This window comes from Pseudomonas brassicacearum, assembly GCF_003732225.1.
GTDB classification, from domain to species: Bacteria; Pseudomonadota; Gammaproteobacteria; order Pseudomonadales; family Pseudomonadaceae; genus Aquipseudomonas; species Aquipseudomonas brassicacearum_E.
Genome location: NZ_MOBJ01000007.1, coordinates 428,964 through 447,567 on the forward strand (window position 1 = coordinate 428,964; position 18,604 = coordinate 447,567).

Here is an 18,604-nt window from a genome sequence, read left to right on the forward strand (position 1 = left end):
GGCAGGCCACGGCCGTCGTTGACCTGCAGGGTCGGCGTATGGTGGTGTACCTGAAAGCTCATCGCGTACCCCGGCTCTGAGGTTCGACGGGCGGCGAGTCATCGGTGTCGTTGAAGTCTTCATCAGTCTGATACCAGGGGTGGACGGTCACGCGTGACTCATAACCTTTGGCACTGATGACTTTGACCGGCCGGCCCAGCGGGTCATAGAACTGCTGGTCGTGATAGCCGAACCGGCGAAACGATGCGTCGTTGATGTAGCGCCAGGCGTTGGCAAAGTAGGGTCGATAAACCCGCACGGCCAAGCCCTTGTTGTTGTATTCCACGCGTTCGCTGACGCGCCAGCGTAGGTCGGCGTGACGTTCCAATGGTTTTCCGGTTTGCGGGTCGAGTTCCAGTTCGCCGTGTGCATTGACGACATAGGCCATTCCCGGCTCCACCAATTGCTTGGTTTGCAAGGTCCGGCCAAAGCCATCGACACAGGTCAGCTGCATCTGGATTTGCTGTCCCGTTTCGGCGTCTGGATAGTCGTCAGCGGTCAGTACCAGACTGTGCACGGGTTCCCGGGGAGTGCTGCGGATCAGCTCCAGCAGTGCCTGTTCGTCCGCTGTTCGGGCCTTGAGCCGGGCAAGCCGCGCGCGTGCGCCGGCGCGAATGTGCAGGGACGGCAGAATGTAACCCTGTGCGATCCACTGGGCTAACTGATCGGGGAGCCGGCGCGCAGTATCGGGCAACGTGCTCATCCAGCTGCGCAAGTCCTTGCGCAATACGCTGGCGGCTCTTCGCAGGGCTGCAACCGGGTTCTGAATCGCTTCACCTGGGCTGGAGTCTTCGGGGGGCGGGTGTTGATCGAGGGGATCGAAACCGACGTCCGCGCCATTTTCAGTGCCAAAAAAACTGGTTGCCAGCGGTTGTCCGGAGGGTTCGTACTGGGCCTCCTGACTATTCTCGTTGGCATCGATGACGCATTTGGGTTGGAGTACGTGGTAGTCGTATTCGGCGCGGGTTGTGCAGCCATCCGGCAGTTCGACGCGGGTTGTCAGCAGGTGGTAGTCGTCATGGCTGACGTGAGTCACCCCATGACTGGCGGTCGCATTGAATTGCAGCACTTTGTAGAAACCATCGAGATCGGCGTACCGGGAAAAACCGTTCAGTCCCGACCACAGGTTTTCCTGCTTGTCCTCATCTTCGTCATCGTCGAGAAACAGCTCCATGGGCAGGAAGCCGATTTTTTTCAGTTCCTCTCTGATGTTGAACGGTGGGGGCAAGCTGTCGTAGGCCGTCAACGCGGTCTTGTCCAGCGCCGCCAGCTCCAGCGGGCCAGCCAACGCCTGGAAGTCGGCTGCGCCGTCGGGCAACAGGCTACCGTCGGCGGCTAGATAACTTTGCCGCGACAACTGGCTCAACAATCGCAACGCTTTCCACTCTTCCCAGGTATGGGATTGGCTCAAGCATTGATACGAAACCTCATCGGGTTTGAGTCCTGTAGGGAGCGATCCTTTGGGCAGCTCCAGCACATTGAGGCGCTGGCGCCACGGTAGACCCAGTCGCCAATCTTCAAACCCGTCCAGGTGAATGAACTCAGCGCGTGATTCGCTCAGGTAATAACGTTGTTGAGCTTCATCGTGGGCATCCAGCCACCATTGAGCCTCATCGGGATCGGTAAAGGGCGGTTCGTCCCGTTCGGTTTTGCGCCGTGCATAGCTCACGGTCAAGGCGTGAACAGGCGTGCCGAAACGATCCCATTGCAGGGTGATTTCATGCCGACACAGCGGATCATCGGCGTGGCGTTCGTACTGATAGCTGATCTTTTCGAGCAGCAATGGCAGGACAATCGCATGGGGATGATGCAGGGCCTTGGGCCGCAGTTCACGCACCAGATAACGTGACTGTTCCACCGAATAGGGAACGCCGGTCTTGAGGTCATCCAGCGCGGCGAAGACTTCCACACGTAACACCGAGCCGCTCAGGCTTCGGGCGATTTCGTGCAGTGTGTCCTCGTCGGTGGGCTCGATGAGTTCATCGATACCGTCGTTCTCGTGGAAGCGACTGATCAGCGTGTCACCCAACGGATGGGCCTGGTGGTCGCCATTGAAATATCCCTCGCGAGGCATATCCACCTCGCGCCCGGTATGGAACCAGGTACGGGTCAATATTGGCGCGGTAAAACCGCTCTCACCTTCCTCCGGGCTGGTTTCGCTGTCGGTCTGATGCAGTAGGCCAAAGCCGCGAAACTCGCGGTCATGGCTGTCGTAATAGCCATGGAAATAGTTGAAAAACTGCTTCAGGCAGTTGCCGGTAATCTCATCGAGTTGGCTCTGCCGGCTGACCACCTGAACCGGGAACGGCAGGTAGCAGGGCAGTGGCTTGTCGGCATCCGGCCATTGCTGTTTTTCATCCAGCCACTCTTGTGCAGAACTGCGATAGCGCACGGTTCCACTGCAACCCATGTTGTTATGGGTCGCCACCAGCGCGTACGGCCGCACGCTGACAAAATCGTAACGCCAGTGTCGTGGCGATGGGTGCGGCACCGTGAGGATCAAACTGGCGCAACCGAGCCCTTGCAGGTCGGCGAAGTTGACCTGGCTCAGGGTGTCGTAGCGCACGCCCTCGGGCCAGGCCACGCTGATCGGTGTCTGTTCAAGCCGGTTTCCACCGCGATTGAGGTAGATATCGAAGTGATCCGAATTCAGATAGATCAACGACGGTGCACCGCTGCCGTCGAGGTCGGCGATGCGCATCCGCGCCGCATCGAACTGCCCGTACTCAAAGGGCAGCGCCCCCATGACGAAGCCTTTGCCAAAGCGTCCATGACCCAGGTTCGGCCAGCATTTGATCTCGTCGTGGCGAATGCGACACAGATCTGGCAGATCGCTGCCGAGCATATGGCCCAGAAACACCAGTTCGCTGCGTAATGAGCTGAACAGCGGCAGGCTGTCGTCGTCGGGCTCGTGAGGTACATCCTGCCCGGGTGCAAAACCGTCTTCGCGAAGGTTGGCGTACAGCCGCACGCTTTTGGGGCCAATCAGCGCCAGTGAACTGAGACCGTTTCCTGTCAGGTCGCCGAACTGCGCCAGTGTGTTGAAAAACTCCAGAGGGAAGGCGCTGAAGAGGCTGAACGGCGACCAGCTACGGTCAGGCTTGAGCGCATAGAAACCACTGAAGGCCGGTTGTGCAAAAATCCAGTCGAAACGGCCATCACCGGTCAGGTCGTTGAGCGACTGCTTCACCGGCTTGCTGCCATCGGCGACCGGGATGGTCGGCAATACTTGCCACGGGCCGTAGCTTATTTCATCGGGGTAGTTCAGCCCTCGCAGTGGCTCACGGTAATACCAGCTCTGGTCGTATTGGCAGAGGAAGCCCGGTACACCCTCGCCATACAGGTCGAGGCAATGATGCTGTTGCCCGTCCTGGATACCGGGCATGTGTTCAAAGGGGAAGAACGCTGTCGACTGTGGGTTGATCTCGAACGGCGAATAGTCGAACTCCATGGGCGGCATGTTTTCCACCGCACCACTGGCGTCGTAGGCCTGATAGTGCGCGGCGCGCAGTTGGCTGTAGAACGCCGGGTGCGGGTGATACTCCAGCAGCAGACGTTTGACCAGCGCAGGGTTTGGTCCCAGTTCAGCGGGGAAGTGGTGAAACATCAAAACCTGTCGGCACAGGCGCCGGGTGCTCAATTCGAAGCCGTAACCGTAGGAAAAGAACGGATCGCGGCGAGTCAGCCATTCGCCGATGTTGTCGTCCTGTTCTGGAAACGGTTCCCCATAAACGGGTTTTTCACTCCAGTCGAGCGTGCGTTCACCGTAGTCGAACAGCAGATGAAAGTGCCAATCCAGCGTGGCCGGGTTGTCCACGGTCCAGGCGTATAAATGTTCGCTGGCGCTGAAGTTGCCGTAACACACCCGCCGCAGATAACGCTGGGCACGATAATCGTGGGGTTGATCATCGAGCGGGTCTTCAGGTTTGTACTCGTAGACGATGTGTTCGCCATGGGCGTTCATGCTTTCGAGCAATAGCCAGACCCCGACCCGTAACCCGTCGTGCGGATCGGCGCATCGCGAAGCCTCGGTCTTGCCGTAAATGTGCAGACTGCCGTCGGCCCCGTGCACCAGCCAAAAAGGTGGCTCGTTAAGCCGGGTGCTCGTTTGCCAGAGCTCGATCAGATCGAAGGCGCCTTCGACCCGAGGCCAGTAACGGACCACCAAATGCTTGCCGACGGGCTCGCCGTTGTAGTGATCTTCGAGACGGGACTGGATGTGCCCATCCTTATCGCGCTCGGGCATCCATTCATCACCACTGGGGCCAACGATGACGTCGTCTTTGTGGTAGCGCGGTACGCCTTTGCTGGTCTGGCGAGTGATGGCATTGATGGTCAGGCGCCAGCCGAAGCCGAACGGGCCGTTGCCTGCCTGGCTGTCGTAACTCAACCCCAGTGCCGGATCAAAGCCGCGTCCCGGTGAGATCGGCAAGGGCAGCTCGAAGAAAGCCTTGCCGCTGGCGCCAATGGCACCCAAGCTTTTGCCAATGGTGGTAATCGCGGCACTCTTGGCAATGGAAGGCGGTGTGATGCTTTGGGAGGCTTGATCTTCCATGGTTTGATTCTGTTCCAGCCTGGCGAGCGGGGATACGGATGACTCACGCTACCAAGTTGGGCCCGCGACGTAACCTGTCATACCTGACAGGTAGGCAGGGTTTTTCTAGAACAAATAAGCTTAACCATGGAGCTTTTTATTGCCATCCGTGCGTATCGCCTCGGGCGGATGACAGGCGAAAAAAAGCCGCGCTGTTTTTGCAAACAGTGCGGCTTTCTGTTCCAGCGGTTAAAGGCTTACTGCACTTCTACCGCCAGGCTTTCACTGATCTTCTTCTGCCAGATGGCCGGGCCGGTGATGTGCACCGACTCGCCCTTGCTGTCGACCGCAACGGTCACCGGCATGTCCTTGACGTCGAACTCGTAGATCGCTTCCATGCCCAGCTCGGCGAAAGCCACCACGCGAGACTTCTTGATCGCTTGCGCCACCAGATAAGCCGCGCCGCCCACTGCCATCAGGTAAACCGCCTTGTGGTCCTTGATCGCCTCGATCGCGGTCGGGCCGCGTTCGGATTTGCCGATCATGCCCAACAGGCCGGTTTGCTCAAGAATCTGGCGCGTGAACTTGTCCATCCGCGTGGCCGTGGTCGGGCCAGCCGGGCCAACCACTTCTTCGCGCACCGGATCAACCGGGCCGACGTAGTAGATGAAGCGACCCTTGAGGTCCACCGGCAGGGTTTCACCCTTGTTCAGCATCTCGACCATGCGCTTGTGCGCGGCGTCGCGACCGGTGAGCATCTTGCCGTTCAGCAGGACGGTTTCGCCCGGCTTCCAGCTCTGCACGTCTTCAGGCGTCAGGGTGTCGAGGTTGACACGGCGAGCCGATGGGCCGGCTTCCCAGACGATTTCCGGGTAGGCGTCCAGCGGTGGCGCTTCCAGCGACGCCGGGCCGGAACCGTCGAGCACGAAGTGCGCGTGACGGGTGGCGGCGCAGTTGGGGATCATGCACACCGGCAACGAAGCGGCGTGGGTCGGGTAATCCATGATCTTCACGTCGAGCACGGTGGTCAGGCCACCCAGGCCCTGGGCGCCGATGCCCAGTTGGTTGACCTTCTCGAACAGCTCCAGGCGCATCTCTTCGATACGGTTGGACGGGCCGCGCTTTTTCAGCTCGTGGATGTCGATGGATTCCATCAACACTTCCTTGGCCATCACTGCGGCTTTCTCGGCGGTGCCGCCGATGCCGATGCCGAGCATGCCCGGTGGGCACCAGCCAGCGCCCATTTCCGGAACGGTTTTCAGCACCCAGTCAACGATCGAGTCGGACGGGTTGAGCATGGCCATTTTCGACTTGTTCTCGGAACCGCCGCCCTTGGCTGCCACGTCGACTTCGACGGTGTTACCCGGAACGATCGAATAGTGGATCACCGCCGGGGTGTTGTCCTTGGTGTTCTTGCGAGCGCCCGCCGGGTCGGCGAGGATCGAAGCCCGCAGGACGTTTTCCGGCAGGTTGTAGGCGCGACGCACGCCTTCGTTGATCATGTCGTCCAGGCCCATGGTCGCGCCATCCCAGCGCACGTCCATGCCCACGCGGACGAACACGGTGACGATGCCGGTGTCCTGGCAGATCGGACGGTGGCCGGTGGCGCACATGCGCGAGTTGATCAGGATCTGCGCCATCGAGTCGCGGGCTGCCGGCGACTCTTCACGCAGGTAGGCCTCGTGCATCGCCTGGATGAAATCCACGGGGTGGTAGTAGGAAATGAACTGCAGGGCGTCGGCAACGCTCTGAATCAGGTCGTCTTGCTTGATCACGGTCATGAGTCGCGCTCCTCTAAAAGACGGGAACATTCAATAAGGTGCTTGCAGTTGGGGTGCATCGGTCGGCTGCAAACACCTTTCAAGGCACGCCGGGGTTGCTGGCGCGACGCTAAAAAGGCGCGGCAGTATAACGCGCCTCGGGTTGCGGCACATCCGTTGGCGATCAAACGAAGGTCGTCTATCTCTCTTGCCACACTTGCGTCTCTTGCGTCTCTTGCTTCTCGCGCGGCGAACGAAAAGATCGCAGCCTTCGGCAGCTCCTACGGGGCGCTGGTGTACGATCTATTGCCCAAAAATTGAATGGTCATTCTTGAGGTGCAACACTAAAGTTACATCTGGAATTTCAGGGCAGGACACTCTTGTCAGCCCCCTCTGTACGGTGAGTCAACGATTGGCCCATAACGCTCTCCAGAGTCTGTTGCTCAAGCGCTTTATTCTGGCGGCGGGCACCTATGCGCTGGCGTTATTGCTGCTGTGGCTGGCGATACTCAGTGGACATTACCAAGGGCCGGTGCGCGGCGCGCTGATCGGTACAGTGCTGGTGATGCTCAGCCAGTCGGTGTTGTTCGCGGTGTTTTTCACCGGGCGCAATCTGCGTTTTGCCGACCCCAGCCTGACCGAAGTTCAGGTGCTGCTGGGGCTTGGCTGGCAGACCTGGCTGATCGCTCACCTGGACTCGGCCCGTGGCGCCTTTCTGGTGTTTTACCTGTTGATTCTGTTATTCGGCCTGTTCCATCTACCGCGCCGGGGCTTTGTCCGATGTGCGGTATTGGTTTTTATCAGCTTTGCGAGCCTCAACCTTTGGGAAGGCTATCACTTCGAACTGGCTGATCCGGCGCTGGCGGCGCTGCAAGTCTGCGTGTTGTTCATCGTGCTGGTCTGGCTGGCGCTGTATGCCAACTACGTTCAGACCTCGCGGCAACGCATGCGCCAGCGACGGTTTGCCTTGCAGGCGCACCAGGTAACGTTGCGCGGGATGATGCGCCAGCTCGAAGACCTGGTGGCCACCGACGAGCTCACCGGGCTGTTCAACCGCCGGCATTTTCTACGCCTGGCCTCGCGCGAACTGCGCAGCATGGAAGAGGGCGTGGTGCATGGCCTGGCGCTGGTTGACCTCGACCATTTCAAACGCATCAATGATCGGCATGGCCACGCAGCCGGCGACCAGGTTTTGCAAGCGTTCGCCGCCGTCGCCACGGCCTGCCTGCGCGAAGACGATGTACTGGCGCGCTACGGCGGCGAGGAATTTGTGTTGTTGCTACCCGATTGCGATCCCGAGCGCCTGACCTCCTGTTGCGAGCGGCTGCGCATTGCCTTTACCGATGTCGAACTGATCGGCCTGAATGTGCGCGACCTGAGTTTGTCCGCGGGCATGACCTTGCTGGAACCGGGTGACAATCTGGATGACGCCTTGCAGCGTGCCGATCAGGCGCTTTACCGCGCCAAGCGTGACGGTCGCAATCGCTGCGCCGCGGCCTGGGAAAACGCCGATGCCTGAATTACGCGTTGGCGATCGTCAGTGGTCGGTGGCGGAGGGCAGCAACCTGCTCGATGCCTTGAACCAGAACGGTATGCACGTGCCCTACAGCTGTCGCGCCGGCAGTTGCCATGCGTGCCTGGTGCATTGCCTTAAAGGCGAAGTCAGCGACCGACGCCCCGATGCGCTCAGCGCCGAACAGCGTCAACAAGGTTGGCGCCTGGCCTGTCAGTGTGAAGTCGTCGACGACCTGCAAGTGGCGGTGTTCGATCCACTGCGCGACGGTTTACCGGCCACTGTCGAGGCTGCCGATTGGTTGAGCCCCAGTGTCTTACGCCTGCGTTTGCGGCCTGAACGCCCCTTGCGCTATCAGGCCGGTCAGCATCTGGTGCTGTGGGCCGGCAACGTGGCGCGGCCGTACTCACTGGCCAGCCTGCCGCAGGAAGATCGTTTTCTGGAGTTTCACCTCGACTGCCGCTTGCCCGGCGAATTCAGCGATGCGGCGCGCCAGTTGAACATCGGCGACCCAATCCGCCTGGGCGAATTGCGTGGCGGCGCATTGCATTACGACCCCGATTGGCAAACCCGGCCGCTGTGGCTGCTGGCGGCCGGCACCGGCTTGGGGCCATTGTTCGGCGTGTTGCGTGAAGCGCTGCGTCAGGATCATCAGGGTGAGATCCGCGTCATTCACCTGGCCCATGATGCCAGCGAGCATTACCTGGCCAAACCCTTGGCGGCGCTGGCGGCGAACCGTCCCAACCTGAGTATCGAGTTGCTGACGGCGGCAGAGCTGACAGCGGCTTTGGCGCAATTGCGCCTTGTTTCCCGGCAAACCCTGGCTTTACTCTGCGGGCACCCCGACAGTGTCGACGCCTTTGCCCGACGCCTGTACCTGGCGGGGCTGCCGCGCAATCAACTGTTGGCCGATGTCTTCGTGCCTCGCGGTTGAACGCGAAATCACTTTCACGAGACTCACCATGACGAACGCCATCCTGCTGGAACGTGAGCGCGGGCTGCTGACCTTGCGCCTGAACCGCCCGGACAAGAAAAACGCCCTGACCCGCGCCATGTACAGCCAGCTGGCGGACGCCTTGCAACAGGCCGACACTGACCCAGAGATCAACGCCATATTGATCACTGGCAGTAGCGATTGCTTCACCGCCGGCAACGACATCGCCGATTTTCTCGAAGAGCCGCCGAGTGACCTCGCAAGTCCGGTGTTCCAGTTCATGCGCAGCCTGCTTGAATGCCGCAAACCGGTGATCGCCGGCGTGGCCGGCGCTGCTGTGGGCATCGGCACGACCCTGCTGCTGCATTGCGATCTGGTGTACATCAGCGCGGATGCGAAGTTGCGCATGCCGTTCGTTAACCTCGGGCTGTGCCCGGAGTTTGGTTCGAGCCTGATCCTGCCGCGCTTGCTCGGGCAGGCCAAAGCCGCCGAACTGTTGCTGCTGGGTGCAGGTTTCAATGGTGAACAAGCCGCCGCCTGGGGCATCGCCACCGCCGCGTTGCCCACTGGCGAGGCCGCGTTGGCCAAGGCGCGAGAGATGGCGCTGCGCTTCGAAACACTGGCGCCGGAAGCGGTGCGCATCAGCAAACAGCTGATGAAAACTCCTGACCGTGAACAGCTGCGCAAAGTGATCGAGGAGGAGGGCAACCTGTTTACTCAACGGCTGCGCTCGCCGGAAGCGATTGCGGCGTTGTCGGCATTTGTCCGAAAACACTGAGTCTGTAGTGAATGCTTGGGCCTCATCGCGAGCAAGCTCGCTCCCACAGGGTATTGTGGTGGACACATAATGTGTGAACACCTCTGGCCAATGTGGGAGCGAGCTTGCTCGCGATGGCGGCAGAGCGGGCGACACATGTTTAGGGTCAGAAACCAAAAAGCCCCGCCATTCACATGGCGGGGCTTTCGTTTGTCAGCAACCGATCACTCAGACCATTTTGTCGCCAACGTGCAGGATCTTCATGCCGTTGGTGCCACCGATGGTGTGGTAGCTGTCGCCCTTGGTCAGGATGACCCAGTCGCCTTTCTCGACCACACCGAGTTTGAGCAACTCGTCGATCGCGGCCTGGCTGACTTGCTCAGGTGGCAAGGAGGGCAAGGATGCGATGACCGTCCGTCACTACTGTCAACTCTGACAGTAGTTCTCCTTTGTCCTTTGGCGTAATCAAACGCGAGGTGGCGTTCTTTGCTTGTGATGCATTTCTACACTTGTTCATGGATTGAAATCGCTCATGTTGGATACCGCACGTACCTCGCTCGATGCCTTCACTCCAGCCGTGACTGCGGTAGATCCTCGCGGCTTGGCGGTTAGAGTGATCAACTACCATCGAGCCCAGGTGGATACGCCCGCACGAGCGAGAGTCACTCGCCAGAAGTATGATTTGCACGGACGATTGAGCGCGTCGATAGATCCGAGGCTGGGCTCGTTGGCCGAGTCGGATCCAGCGGTACCGGATAATCTTTCGAACACGTTCAGTTTGTCCGGAGCAACGCTTTTTTCTAACAGCGTTGATTCGGGGTGGCGCTTGAGTCTGTTGGCACAAACCGGGAATTCGGTGTGTTCCTGGGACGGTCGAGGGCAATTTCGACAGCAGCAATATGATGCGCTGAACAGGCTTGTCGCTGTGATCGAAAACACTCCAGATCAACCTGCTGCGGTTGTCGAGCGCTTGCATTACGGCGCTTCGGACACCGAGATGGCCGCGCATAATCAATCCGGGCGACTGATCCGGCATGACGACACCGTGGGTACCGTTTTCACCTCAGGCTATGGACTGCTTGGCTCACCACTTGAGCAAGCACGGCGCTTCACCAAAGCTTTGGCCGTATCGGACTGGCCCTTGGATGAGGACTCACGGGATACGTTGCTTGAACAGCAGCAAGCCACTACTTGTTGGGACTTCAGCGCCTTAGGCGAAACCCTCCGACAAGTCGACGCCCGAAAAAATACTCAGCGCAGTGTTTATGACGTGGCAGGCAATCTGAAGCGAGCTTATCTGCAGGTCAAAGGCGCAGATGAAAAAACCGTAATTCGGGATATTACCTACAACGTGTTGAACCGGATCGAACGAGAAGAAGCGGGCAATGGAGTCATATCCAGCTTCGAATACGATGACAGGGATGGGCGGCTTGCTGGCCTACATTGTGCGGATGGCGGCCAACGGCCTTTGCAAAGTCTGCGTTATGAGTACGATCCGGTTGGTAATGTGGTCGCAATCAACGACGAGGCAGCCGAACCGGTTTACTTTCGAAATCAAAGGGTCGAACACCGCTGCACCTACAGCTATGACTCGCTCTATCAGTTGATTCGGAGTACAGGTTTCGAAGCAATCAGAACCAAGGGCACAGGCGATCCCCAAGCGCTGTTTACTCCGCTCCATGACCCCGGACAGGTCGCCAATTATCGTGAAGATTATGACTATGACGACGCCGGTAATTTACGCACGCTGGTGCATGTCGGCGGCAACCATTACACCCGGAGAATGTTCACATCGGTTCACAGTAATCGCAGCCTGGCCGTTTACGAGGATGAGCAGCCAGGAGAACCGGAAATAGGCGACGGGTTTGACCACAGCGGCAATTTGCGAGAGTTGTTGCGTGGTCAGGTATTGGAGTGGAGTGGCAGGAACCAACTGTATCGCGTAACCCCGGTCATCAGGCCTGATGGCCAGCACGATAGTGAAGTGTATGGCTATGACAGCGACGGGCAGCGGTTACGTAAAACTGCAATGCGCTTGAGCAAGGGCGGGGTGGTGACACAAGAGGTGCGCTATTTGCCGGGCGGGCTTGAACTTCATACTGATTTAATCAATGACAGGACTTATCAGGTCATCAGGGTGACTGGAGGGCACAGTCACGTCAGTATCATGTATTGGGAGTCAGAGCCACCCGCTGGGGTTGAACATGAGTTTTGGCGTTACAGCCTGTCTGATCATCTGGAGTCCAGCACTGTCGGATTGAGCCAGACGGGTGAAGTATTGAGTCAGGAGCGTTACTACCCTTACGGAGGAACGGCCTGGAGTGTGGATAACGGCAGCCCTGAGGCCGGTTACAAAACCATTCGTTATGCAGGTAAAGAGCGCGATGCGAGTGGGCTTTATTATTATGGTTTGCGTTATTACGCGCCTTGGTTGCAGCGCTGGATAAATCCTGACCCGGCCGCAAACATTGATGGTCTCAATTTTTACCGGTTCGTCAGGAACAATCCCGTCACCTTGAACGATAGCAATGGGCTCAGTCCGCCTATTGATTTGATCTACGGTTTTGACGAGGTGCGCAGCCGGTTTCTTCCGCGTTTTGGTAATGCCAATCCGGGCCGGAGCTTGGTAACTATCGATTTGCTCAATAATGGGTTGAGTGTCTTCGGTATGGCGGCCGAGATGGACTATTCGGGTTTAATGAAAAGAATCGGGAACGGCATTGTCGTTGATGAGGGGCGTGCCAAAGAATTTATAGATGATGCCCACTTCTACAGAGGAACTATCGATGATGCGAAGGTCATGTTGCAGAGCTGGGCGGACTATCTGAAGGACCATGTCTCTTTGTTGAATATTGGCGGGAAAATGGAACGTCTACACGCACACGGCAAACCACTGGATGAGTTCTTGAAAAAGAACGCGAAAAGGCTGGTGCCGACGGCTGACGTTTCAGCTATGACAGATCTTTTGCAGAAAACCCCTGACGAGTTTTCCCTGTCGGTTGAGGGCCTGCCGGCAGCGGCGAAAACTACGATCGCAGCTTGGTTTATCCGTCAGACTTCAAAAATGGGAATTGATTGGTTCGAGCAAACACAGGAACGAGGGAGCTTTATCTTTCTGGATGTAGACTTGCAAGATCCGCAGCAACGGCATAGCGGATTTCAGGAGCTCATATCAGCTGCCTTAGAGGCGAAACGGTATAAAGGTCCTGCGCAAATCGGCAAAATTTTCGAACCTATCACTTATTCGGAAAGGCGCCACCTTCAGAAAAAAGTGATTGATCCCCAGTCGACGATGGCAAAAAGAACGCAGATCGTGAGTTATGCACCGGCGACGGCTTACTTGAAATAAAGCATTGGCTGCGCGGTGCAAACGCAAAAGCCCCGCCATTCACATGGCGGGGCTTTCGTTTGTCAGCAACCGATCACTCAGACCATCTTGTCGCCAACGTGCAGGATCTTCATGCCGTTGGTGCCGCCGATGGTGTGGTAGCTGTCGCCCTTGGTCAGGATGACCCAGTCGCCTTTCTCGACCACACCGAGTTTGAGCAACTCGTCGATCGCGGCCTGGCTGACTTGCTCAGGTGGCAGCGATGCCGGGTCGAACGGTACGGTGTAGACGCCACGGAACATCGCCGCGCGGGCCTGGGTTTCGCGGTGCGGGGAGAACGCGTAGATCGGCACCGACGAACGAATGCGCGACATGATCAACGGCGTGTAGCCACTTTCGGTCAGGGCGATGATCGCCTTTACACCCGGGAAGTGGTTGGCGGTGTACATGGCGGCCAGGGCGATGCTCTGGTCGCAGCTTTCGAACACTTTACCAATGCGGTGGCTGGAGGTTTTGCTGGTCGGGTGCTTTTCAGCGCCGATGCAAATCCGCGCCATGGCCTGGACCGCTTCGAGCGGGTACTGGCCGGCGGCGCTTTCCGCCGAGAGCATTACGGCGTCGGTGTAGTCGAGCACGGCGTTGGCCACGTCGGACACTTCAGCGCGGGTCGGCATCGGGTTCTGGATCATCGACTCCATCATCTGGGTCGCGACGATCACCGCTTTGTTGTGGCGGCGTGCGTGCAGGATGATTTTCTTCTGAATCCCCACCAGCTCTGCGTCGCCGATTTCCACACCGAGGTCACCACGGGCGACCATCACCGCGTCGGAAGCCTTGATCAGGCCGTCGAGGGTTTCGTCGTCGGCCACGGCTTCGGCGCGTTCGATCTTCGCCACCAGCCAGGCAGTACCGCCGGCCTCGTCACGCAGTTTGCGGGCGTATTCCATGTCGGCGGCGTCGCGTGGGAAGGACACGGCGAGGTAGTCGACTTCCATTTCAGCGGCGAGCTTGATGTCGGCCTTGTCTTTTTCAGTCAGGGCCGGGGCAGTCAGGCCACCACCGCGACGGTTGATGCCTTTGTGGTCCGACAGCGGGCCGCCGATGGTCACGGTGCAATGCAGTTCGGTGGCGGTGGCGGTATCAACGCGCATCACCACGCGGCCGTCGTCGAGCAGCAGCTCGTCACCCACGCCGCAATCCTTGACCAGGTCCGGGTAGTCGATGCCGACCACTTGCTGGTTGCCTTCGGTCAGCGGATGGCTGGTGGAGAAGGTGAATTGATCACCGATCTTCAGCTCGATGCGCTTGTTGGCGAACTTGGCGATACGGATTTTCGGGCCTTGCAGGTCACCCAGCAGGGCGACGAAGCGGCCGTGCTTGGCGGCGAGGTCGCGCACCAGCTTGGCGCGAGCCTTGTGCTCGTCGGGGGTGCCGTGGGAGAAGTTCAAGCGGGCGACGTCCAGGCCAGCCAGAATCAGCTGTTCGAGAACTTCCGGCGAGTTACTGGCCGGGCCAAGGGTAGCGACGATTTTGGTACGACGGACGGTCATGCAGAGACTCCTGAGTTCAAGCGCTGAGTGAGGCTACTATGGTCCGATGTTGTAGTCATTGTTCGTTTGCACTACTTATTCGTTTGTTTCTTGAAACGAACAATCCTGAAAATTTTCGTAACCCTCCAATGAGAAGCACCTGCCGTTTGTCGGCACTGTTAGTTTTAACAGGTAGGCAGGCGTTAGGGGGCGGGGTTGAATGCGCTGGAACCTCGTCAACAGGTGACGAGTCAAGGAGATGACAACATGACCACGGACACACAGGTACTGCTTGCGCCGGTAATCACTCGACCGGAACAGGGCGCAACCGTGCCAAACAAAGTCAAGGTAGAGGGAACCGCTCATCCAAATGCTATTGTTACCATCGCAAAGGCAGGGCACCCCGACGATTTGTATTTGAAACTCATCCCGGAACAGAGCGGTCATTGGTCAGGTACTTTTGGTGTAGAGCTGTCCAAAGGTGTGCATAAAATTCAGGCACGCCAGACCCTGGGCAACGTCGATTCTCCCTGGTCGCCGCCTCGAGCATTCAAGATCGACTGACCGAGCGTTTTTGTTCACTTTAAAGCCCACTGAGCCTTGGCAGCCCAGTGGGTTTTTTCGTTCGGTCAGGACGTTCAGTACCACACCTTCAGCCAATACCCCGAAGTGGGTGGTTCGTTACCCCATGTCTTTTGCTGCTACTACACGCTCAATTCCATCACCCGGTTATTGAAGATTTTCGCCAACGGGTCGATACAGAGCTCAAGACAGGAGACCCCCCATGCGATTCGTGCTCATTGCTGCCCTTGCCCTCAGTGCTGTGGGCTGCACCCGTTGGTCGATGGACCATCATTTGAACAACGCCTACCGTGCCTATGACCGTGGCAACTGCGAAGACGCGATGCTCGAATTGTCCCAGGTCGACCGCGCCAGCCGGGCGCGGCGCTATATCCAGCCGGAAGTGTCGATGCTGCGCGGCCAGTGCCTGGAACGCCAGAAGCTCTACGTGGATGCGGCCCAGACCTACCAGTTCATCATCGCCCAGTACCCGGACAACGAATACGCCTACCGCGCCCGCGCGCGCCTGGAAACCTTGCAGTCGCTGGGCTGGTACCCGCCGCGCAGCAGCGCCAAAAGCATACCAGCACCGTTGTAATGTGTAATCAGTGCTCCCAAAAGATCGCAGCCTTCGGCAGCTCCTACGGTGGCATAGACCTCCTCGTGTAGGAGCTGCCGCAGGCTGCGATCTTTTGACGGGTGTACGTGCCAGCCTTGAGCTAATCTTCGATTAGCGCGTTTTAGAATGTTCAACTTAAACGCGGTAGCACCCGTGAACGGCAGCGGTAAAGCGAGCGCGCAACAGTGACGTTCGCACCAGGATCGGGGACAGCGCACCTGCCACAGGTCCGTTGCGAAGTAGTAGTGCGGCTCTGCTTAAGGGCCTTTCCATAGCGATATTCAGCATGTTCACTGACCGCCGGATCGAGCGGCATCAACTGCCGTATTTTCTGAGAGTGTTCAACAGCGTCACCGACAAACCCATCGGCTTTATCGGCAGTCTCTCCGAAGATGGCCTGATGCTCATCTGCCCGTTGCCGATGATGGTCGGCGCAGCGTTCGAGCTGCGCCTGAAAATCCCCGCCACCGAGGGTGTTTTGCAGGTGATCGACCTGCGCGCCCGTTGCCTGTGGTGCCATGAAGACGCCACCCCCCAGCATTACGACGCCGGTTTCGAGGTGCAACGCGCACCGCCCGAATATGGGCACCTGGTGAGCGCCTTGCGACAGTACTTCAGCTTTTATCCGCTGCCGGCTTCGGCTTAAGCCTTATCCGCAAAAGATCGCAGGCTTCGCCAGCTCCTACGCCGATCGTGTACACCCGGGACTTATGGATATACGTCGATCCCCGTAGGAGCTGCCGCAGGCTGCGATCTTTTGATCTTGAAAAGCAACGTCAAAAGATCGCAGGCTGCGCCAGCTCCTACGCGGGTTCAGGTGGATAGAGGTGATCCAGTGCTCGATTCACCGCCAACTTGGCCAGAGAAATCATCTGCTGAATCGCCAGCGCGGTATTGCGCTTGGGACCGTCGAGGTCGAATGCCAGATCGCTGGCCATGACGTTGGCCGAGGCGAGGGTTTCGCTGGCATGGGCCAGCAGGGTTTCGCTGTCGACGTCGGGGGCGATGACGAAAATGCAGCTGGGACGCCGGTCGGCTAACAATGCCTTGGTTTCAGGCAGCACCAGGTAGTGATCGAGCGCACGGTGCGCGGCGGCGTGGAGTTCTTTTGAATCGAGGGAGGCGTAGGGGGAAACGGGGTCGGTTTCTGGGGGATTTGGAGTCGGTTTGAACATGATCGTAAATCCTTTATTGGAGCTGCCACCGACTCGCGACTAAACGAAGTTCAAGCGGGCGACGTCCAGGCCAGCCAGAATCAGCTGTTCGAGAACTTCCGGCGAGTTACTGGCCGGGCCAAGAGTAGCGACGATTTTGGTACGACGGACGGTCATGCAGAGACTCCTGAGTTCAAGCGCTGAGTGAGGCTGCTATGGTCCGAAGTTGTAGTCATTGTTCGTTTGCACTACTTATTGGTTTCTTTATTGAACGAACATTTCCGAAAATATTCAGCCCCGCCGATTTCGATGAGCCTACCGTTCGTCGGCACTGTTAGTTCTAACAGGTAGGCAGGAGTTTGGGGGCGGGGTTGAATGCGTGGGAGCCTCGTCAAAGGGTGACGAGTCAAGGAGATGACAACATGACCACGGACACGAAGGTACTGCTTGCGCCGGTAATCGATCAACCGAAAGCGGGCGCTACAGTGGAAAACAAAGTCAGGTTCAAGGGCACTGGCGAGGCAGGTGCCGTCGTTACCGTTACAACGGTAGAAGGCAACCATTTGGTTTTGAAAACCCCTGTATTGGCGGACGGTACCTGGACAGGTACTGCTCCTGAAAATCTGCCCAAGGGTTTGATTACGGTTTCGGCACTTCAGACCCTTCCTAACGGCGTCGGTTCGCCTGCGTCGCGGGATCGAAAATTCAAGGTCGAATGACCGGAACGTTTTCGTTCATTTGAAAGCCCACTGAGCCTTGGCAGCCCAGTGGGTTTTTTCGTTCGGTCAGGATGTTCAGTACCACACCTTCAGCCAATACCCCGAAGTGGGTGGTTCGTTACCCTATGTCTTTTGCTGCTACAACACGCTCAATTCCATCACCCGGTTATTGAAGATTTTCGCCAACGGGTCGATACAGAGCTCAAGACAGGAGAGCCCCCATGCGATTCGTGCTCATTGCTGCCCTTGTCCTCAGTGCTGTGGGCTGCACCCGTTGGTCGATGGACCATCATTTGAACAACGCCTACCGTGCCTATGACCGTGGCAACTGCGAAGACGCGATGCTCGAATTGTCCCAGGTCGACCGCGCCAGCCGGGCGCGGCGCTATATCCAGCCGGAAGTGTCGATGCTGCGCGGCCAGTGCCTGGAACGCCAGAAGCTCTACGTGGATGCGGCCCAGACCTACCAGTTCATCATCGCCCAGTACCCGGACAACGAATACGCCTACCGCGCCCGCGCGCGCCTGGAAACCTTGCAGTCGCTGGGCTGGTACCCGCCGCGCAGCAGCGCCAAAAGCATGCCAGCACCGTTGTAATGTGTAATCAGTGCTCCCAAAAGATCGCAGCCTTCGGCAGCTCCTACGCGGGTTCAGGTGGATCGAGGTGATCCAGTGCGCGATTCACCGCCAACTCGGCCAGAGAAATCATCTGCTGAATCGCCAGCGCGGTATTGCGCTTGGGGCCGTCGAGGTCGAATGCCAGATCGCTGGCCATGACGTTGGCCGAGGCGAGGGTTTCACTGGCATGGGCCAGCAGGGTTTCGCTGTCGACATCGGGGGCGATGACGAAAATGCAGCTGGGACGCCGGTCGGCTAACAATGCCTTGGTTTCAGGCAGCACCAGGTAATGATCGAGCGCACGGTGCGCGGCGGCGTGGAGTTCTTTCGAGTCGAGTGAGGCGTAGGGGGAAACGGGGTCGGTTTCTGGGGGATTCGGTGTGGCTTTGAACATTTTCTTGTTCCTGTAGTGGGGCTGCCACCAATTCGCGACTAAACGAAGGGGTGGCGGCTGTACGCAGGTTAGTCGACCGGGAGGAGACAAGAAAAACCGGCGCGCCCGAGGGCGCCCTGCGCACAGCCACCATAACGAGCAAGGAT

General features: G+C 58.4%; 14 protein-coding genes and 2 pseudogenes. 9 read left to right on the top strand and 7 right to left on the bottom strand.

What is annotated here, in order from left to right; all coding sequences use genetic code 11:
* Positions 1-58: 58 nt before the first annotated feature.
* Together BK659_RS11890 and BK659_RS11895 are read right to left on the bottom strand one after the other, a co-directional pair.
* Complete coding sequence (locus tag BK659_RS11890) at positions 59-4,594, bottom strand: SpvB/TcaC N-terminal domain-containing protein (protein ID WP_123425245.1); 4,536 nt, start codon at positions 4,592-4,594, stop codon at positions 59-61.
* A gap of 236 nt (positions 4,595-4,830) precedes the next feature.
* Positions 4,831-6,354: a fumarate hydratase gene (locus BK659_RS11895; protein WP_008156025.1), complete on the bottom strand. Its 1,524-nt coding sequence runs from the start codon at positions 6,352-6,354 to the stop codon at positions 4,831-4,833.
* 391 nt (positions 6,355-6,745) lie between these two features.
* On the opposite strand from BK659_RS11895, the gene BK659_RS11900 reads away from it, so the two are divergent.
* The 3 genes from BK659_RS11900 to BK659_RS11910 are packed head-to-tail and all read left to right on the top strand — an operon-like array spanning position 6,746 to position 9,558.
* The gene (locus BK659_RS11900; protein ID WP_123425246.1) at positions 6,746-7,852 is read left to right on the top strand and encodes a GGDEF domain-containing protein; all 1,107 of its coding nucleotides are present in this window, start codon (positions 6,746-6,748) and stop codon (positions 7,850-7,852) included.
* Positions 7,845-8,780: an iron-sulfur-binding ferredoxin reductase gene (locus BK659_RS11905; RefSeq protein ID WP_123425247.1), complete on the top strand. Its 936-nt coding sequence runs from the start codon at positions 7,845-7,847 to the stop codon at positions 8,778-8,780. Before BK659_RS11900 ends, BK659_RS11905 begins: the two co-directional genes overlap by 8 nt.
* A 28-nt stretch (positions 8,781-8,808) precedes the next feature.
* Positions 8,809-9,558: an enoyl-CoA hydratase-related protein gene (locus tag BK659_RS11910; protein ID WP_123425248.1), complete on the top strand. Its 750-nt coding sequence runs from the start codon at positions 8,809-8,811 to the stop codon at positions 9,556-9,558.
* 207 nt (positions 9,559-9,765) lie between these two features.
* Here the strand turns inward: BK659_RS11910 and BK659_RS11915 are convergent.
* Positions 9,766-9,930: pseudogene (locus BK659_RS11915) on the bottom strand (pyruvate kinase alpha/beta domain-containing protein); the annotation flags it as partial.
* 139 nt (positions 9,931-10,069) lie between these two features.
* Between BK659_RS11915 and BK659_RS11920 the strand changes: the two are divergent.
* Entirely contained in the window at positions 10,070-12,886 is a 2,817-nt protein-coding gene (locus BK659_RS11920) for an RHS repeat domain-containing protein (RefSeq protein WP_123425249.1), read from the top strand.
* A 77-nt stretch (positions 12,887-12,963) separates the two neighbouring features.
* On the opposite strand, the gene pyk is transcribed toward BK659_RS11920, so the two are convergent.
* Positions 12,964-14,415, bottom strand: a complete 1,452-nt coding sequence (pyk, locus tag BK659_RS11925; RefSeq protein ID WP_123425250.1) for a pyruvate kinase — start codon at positions 14,413-14,415, stop codon at positions 12,964-12,966.
* A 246-nt stretch (positions 14,416-14,661) separates the two neighbouring features.
* On the opposite strand from pyk, the gene BK659_RS11930 reads away from it, so the two are divergent.
* From BK659_RS11930 to BK659_RS11940, 3 genes are all read left to right on the top strand, one after another.
* Complete coding sequence (locus tag BK659_RS11930; RefSeq protein WP_123425251.1) at positions 14,662-14,958, top strand: hypothetical protein; 297 nt, start codon at positions 14,662-14,664, stop codon at positions 14,956-14,958.
* Between the two features lie 220 nt (positions 14,959-15,178).
* Positions 15,179-15,553, top strand: coding sequence for a tetratricopeptide repeat protein (locus tag BK659_RS11935; protein ID WP_123425252.1), 375 nt, complete (start codon positions 15,179-15,181; stop codon positions 15,551-15,553).
* Positions 15,554-15,860: 307 nt separating this feature from the next.
* A complete protein-coding gene (locus BK659_RS11940) occupies positions 15,861-16,220 on the top strand; it encodes a PilZ domain-containing protein (protein WP_123425253.1) in 360 nt (119 codons plus the stop codon).
* 157 nt (positions 16,221-16,377) lie between these two features.
* Here BK659_RS11940 and BK659_RS11945 read toward each other — a convergent pair whose 3' ends face one another.
* On the bottom strand, positions 16,378-16,749 hold the full coding sequence (locus tag BK659_RS11945) for a DUF6124 family protein (protein WP_123425254.1): 372 nt from the start codon (positions 16,747-16,749) through the stop codon (positions 16,378-16,380).
* A gap of 45 nt (positions 16,750-16,794) precedes the next feature.
* Positions 16,795-16,905: pseudogene (locus tag BK659_RS11950) on the bottom strand (pyruvate kinase); the annotation flags it as partial.
* Between the two features lie 245 nt (positions 16,906-17,150).
* On the opposite strand from BK659_RS11950, the gene BK659_RS11955 reads away from it, so the two are divergent.
* Both BK659_RS11955 and BK659_RS11960 read left to right on the top strand, forming a co-directional pair.
* Positions 17,151-17,447, top strand: coding sequence for an Ig-like domain-containing protein (locus tag BK659_RS11955; protein WP_123425255.1), 297 nt, complete (start codon positions 17,151-17,153; stop codon positions 17,445-17,447).
* 221 nt (positions 17,448-17,668) lie between these two features.
* Positions 17,669-18,043: a tetratricopeptide repeat protein gene (locus BK659_RS11960; protein ID WP_123425256.1), complete on the top strand. Its 375-nt coding sequence runs from the start codon at positions 17,669-17,671 to the stop codon at positions 18,041-18,043.
* 43 nt (positions 18,044-18,086) lie between these two features.
* Here BK659_RS11960 and BK659_RS11965 read toward each other — a convergent pair whose 3' ends face one another.
* Positions 18,087-18,458 carry a DUF6124 family protein gene (locus tag BK659_RS11965; RefSeq protein ID WP_123425257.1) on the bottom strand — a complete coding sequence of 124 codons (372 nt, stop codon included), beginning with the start codon at positions 18,456-18,458 and terminating at the stop codon, positions 18,087-18,089.
* Between the last annotated feature and the right edge of the window lie 146 nt (positions 18,459-18,604).

What these genes read in the sequence shown, in the direction of transcription:
- pyk (WP_123425250.1), bottom strand. Translation starts at nt 14,415, where the DNA reads ATGACCGTCCGTCGTACCAAAATCGTCGCTACCCTTGGCCCGGCCAGT.
- BK659_RS11905 (WP_123425247.1), top strand. Translation starts at nt 7,845, where the DNA reads ATGCCTGAATTACGCGTTGGCGATCGTCAGTGGTCGGTGGCGGAGGGC.
- BK659_RS11935 (WP_123425252.1), top strand. Translation starts at nt 15,179, where the DNA reads ATGCGATTCGTGCTCATTGCTGCCCTTGCCCTCAGTGCTGTGGGCTGC.
- BK659_RS11955 (WP_123425255.1), top strand. Translation starts at nt 17,151, where the DNA reads ATGACCACGGACACGAAGGTACTGCTTGCGCCGGTAATCGATCAACCG.
- BK659_RS11890 (WP_123425245.1), bottom strand. Translation starts at nt 4,594, where the DNA reads ATGGAAGATCAAGCCTCCCAAAGCATCACACCGCCTTCCATTGCCAAG.
- BK659_RS11910 (WP_123425248.1), top strand. Translation starts at nt 8,809, where the DNA reads ATGACGAACGCCATCCTGCTGGAACGTGAGCGCGGGCTGCTGACCTTG.
- BK659_RS11895 (WP_008156025.1), bottom strand. Translation starts at nt 6,354, where the DNA reads ATGACCGTGATCAAGCAAGACGACCTGATTCAGAGCGTTGCCGACGCC.
- BK659_RS11960 (WP_123425256.1), top strand. Translation starts at nt 17,669, where the DNA reads ATGCGATTCGTGCTCATTGCTGCCCTTGTCCTCAGTGCTGTGGGCTGC.
- BK659_RS11945 (WP_123425254.1), bottom strand. Translation starts at nt 16,749, where the DNA reads ATGTTCAAACCGACTCCAAATCCCCCAGAAACCGACCCCGTTTCCCCC.
- BK659_RS11940 (WP_123425253.1), top strand. Translation starts at nt 15,861, where the DNA reads ATGTTCACTGACCGCCGGATCGAGCGGCATCAACTGCCGTATTTTCTG.
- BK659_RS11930 (WP_123425251.1), top strand. Translation starts at nt 14,662, where the DNA reads ATGACCACGGACACACAGGTACTGCTTGCGCCGGTAATCACTCGACCG.
- BK659_RS11920 (WP_123425249.1), top strand. Translation starts at nt 10,070, where the DNA reads ATGTTGGATACCGCACGTACCTCGCTCGATGCCTTCACTCCAGCCGTG.
- BK659_RS11965 (WP_123425257.1), bottom strand. Translation starts at nt 18,458, where the DNA reads ATGTTCAAAGCCACACCGAATCCCCCAGAAACCGACCCCGTTTCCCCC.